Raw genomic sequence first — 2,460 nt, 5'->3', positions numbered from 1 at the left:
GATACATAATATGCCTTCATAGAAGGTAATTGATTTGTAAAAATGCTATTTTAGCTATATGTTTATACAATACAACATATTTGTCATCCTTAATCATTTATAAGCCTTACTGAAAAACTTGTAACAATCTAAAATAGCATTATGAAAGAGCTAAAATTAATTTTCTTTTTGTTTATCAGCACAACGGTTTTTGGACAGAGTAAGCAACCAGATGCCACTTATATAAATCCGAAGGTCAAAGAGATCATTGTCATATTCAAAACGCATTTTGATATTGGTTATACCCATCGGGTAAAAGATATTGTACAGTATTACCGTACAGATATGATAGACAAAGCCTTGGATTTAATGGATAAAACCAAGGATTTACCAAAAGAGCAACAATTTGCATGGACGGCACCCGCCTGGGTAATGGCTAAGGTACTCGAAGATTGGCCTGGTCAAACTCCCGAACGCCGTAAGCGACTGGAAGAAGCTTTTAAAACCGGACGTTTTGTAAGCCACGCGATGCCTTTCTCCGTACAGTCGCAAATTCTATTCCCTGAAGATGTTGCAAGAGCTTTTGAACCTTCATCCTTCGTTTCCAGAAAATACGGTCTACCGTTACCCCGAGGCGCAAAAATGACTGATGTGCCTTCTCAGGCAGGCGTTTTGGCTACCGGACTGGCAAAAGGAGGCGTGAAATTTATGCACATAGGCGGTAATTGGCCTAGTGGTGGTGTGAAATATCCTTCCCTTTTTTGGTGGGAAGGCCCCGATGGAAGCCGTATTTTGACATATTATACACCTGATTACGGAACAACAACAGGGTTAGGTTGGCCTGTACAATGGTCTATTGGCGATAAGGGAGTTGGTAGGAACTTGATTCCTCCTGCTGACTGGCCTTATAAAGTATGGCCTGCTATTTTTGTTACCATGGACAATTCTGGCCCTCCTAAGGCCAGCGAAGTAAAAGCATTATTTGATGAAGCGGCCAAAAAGATGCCAGGAGTAAAGGTAAGGGTTGGACGCTTGGAAGATTTTGCGGATGCCATTTTACCTACAAATCCTAAATTGCCTGTCATAAAAGCCGAAGCTCCTGATACATGGATACACGGCAATATGAGCGACCCTGGTGGAATGAAAATTTCCCGAAATATTAACCCATTTATTCCGGCGCTGGAAGGGCTAAATACGCAACTCAAAAATTGGAATATAGCGGTTGCGGATATCACCAAGGATATTTCGAAAGCCTATGAAAATGTTTTGCTTTATGCCGAACATACCTGGGGTGGCTCGGCTTCCGTCGATAAATATGGGAAAGCATTTAAAGCACTGTCACCCGAAAAGTATAAAAATCTGGAAGCATCGTGGGAAGACAAGACCGATTATATCCGCGCAACCGAGAATATTATAAAACCCTTGTTGGCAACGAATCTGACTGTTCTTGCTAAAAGTGTAAATCTAGAAGGCAAACGTTTTGTAGTGTATAATCCGCTTCCATATAGCAGATCTGAATGGGTGGAATTAGGGGACAGACACCAATTTCTCTATGCTAAGGATATCCCAGCTAGTGGTTATAAAACCTTTACAGAAAAAGATTTGATAGGAAACACTTTAACGAGCTCAAGTAGCAATTCAATAGAAAATAAGTACTTTACGGTTAAATTTGATCCTGCCCGTGGTATTATTTCCTCATTGATTGACAAACGCACAGGAAGAGAATGGGTGGACAGTATGGCCGAACAAGGCCTTGGTCAGTATATGAATGAGCGTTTTACTTTAGAACAAACCGAAAAGTATGTAATCGACTATCAACAGGGTCGAGCAGTGGATATTTTCAATACAAAAGGGGTATGGAAGCATCCTGGCTTGTACAAGCCGGGAATGATTTCTGAAAAAGAGGTTCCATACCGGGCGGCATTATCCAAAAATGGCAACTTAAAAATTACTCGAGATGGCTATCAGCAAATTGCCATCATAGACATGCCAGCAGATACAGCGAATCATTTTCCTGCTTCTTCTTTAAGGGTAAGCCTGCAAGACGACAGGCCATTTTTAGATATGGAAATTACCATCAAGGACAAAGCAAAAGATAATTGGCCAGAAGCAGACTGGTTCTGTTTTCCATTTAAAGTCAATTCGCCTAAATTTACGGTAGGCCGTTCTCTGGGGATGATGGATCCTTCCAAAGATATTATAGAAGGATCTGATAAAGATATATATGCTGTGGGAACCGGAGTTACGATGACTGATAAAGATGGATCCGGTATTGCTTTTTCGCCTTTTGATCATTCCCTTGTGAGTTTGGACAGACCAGGGATCTGGCAGTTTTCATTAGATTTTGTGCCTAAAAGACCGATCATCTATCTTAATCTTTACAATAATCAATGGAATACAAATTATCGTTATTGGTATCCTGGGACTTGGAGTTCAAAAGTTAGAATTTGGACGTTTGATAAAAACAGTACGGTAGAATCG

At 40.7% G+C, this 2,460-nt stretch carries 1 protein-coding gene; it reads left to right on the top strand.

Features of this window, described 5'->3' with window-relative positions; translation table 11 throughout:
* Positions 1-141 precede the first annotated feature (141 nt).
* Positions 142-2,460: glycoside hydrolase family 38 N-terminal domain-containing protein (locus AC1DPQ_RS24650; protein ID WP_477611176.1), on the top strand; the 2,319-nt coding region annotated here is incomplete at its 3' end.

This window comes from Pedobacter sp. 01T416_2, assembly GCF_056398925.1.
Note: the sequence above shows the minus strand (reverse complement) of the source record. Positions and strands in the feature narration are given on the sequence as shown.